At 57.7% G+C, this 473-nt stretch carries 1 rRNA gene; it reads left to right on the forward strand.

The features are described from left to right. Positions 1 to 473: ribosomal RNA gene (locus DNK49_RS23365) — 23S ribosomal RNA — on the forward strand; the annotation flags it as partial.

Below are 473 nucleotides of genomic sequence, written 5' to 3' on the forward strand. Positions count from 1 at the left end.
GTGGACTCGACAGAGTGGTAGCGGAGCGTTCCGTAAGCCTGTGAAGGGAGACCCGTGAGGGCTCCTGGAGGTATCGGAAGTGAGAATGCTGACATGAGTAGCGATAAGAAGCGTGAGAGACGCTTCCGCCGTAAGTCCAAGGGTTCCTGCGCAAGGTCAATCCGCGCAGGGTTAGCCGGCCCCTAAGGCGAGGGCGACAGCCGTAGCCGATGGGAACCACGTGAATATTCGTGGGCCTGCTGGAAGTGACGGATCCGAAAAGTGGCTCTAGCTCGTTGGCGAATGCTAGGGCGGCCCAAGGGTTCCAGGAAATAGCTCCAGCATATAGACCGTACCCTAAACCGACACAGGTGGACTGGTAGAGTATACCAAGGCGCTTGAGGGAACGGTGTTGAAGGAACTAGGCAATTTACCCCCGTAACTTCGGGATAAGGGGGCCTCTGACGGTCTCGTCAGAGGGGCACAGACTAGGG

Origin of the sequence: Parazoarcus communis SWub3 = DSM 12120 (assembly GCF_003226565.1) — a bacterium.
GTDB lineage: Bacteria > Pseudomonadota > Gammaproteobacteria > Burkholderiales > Rhodocyclaceae > Parazoarcus > Parazoarcus communis.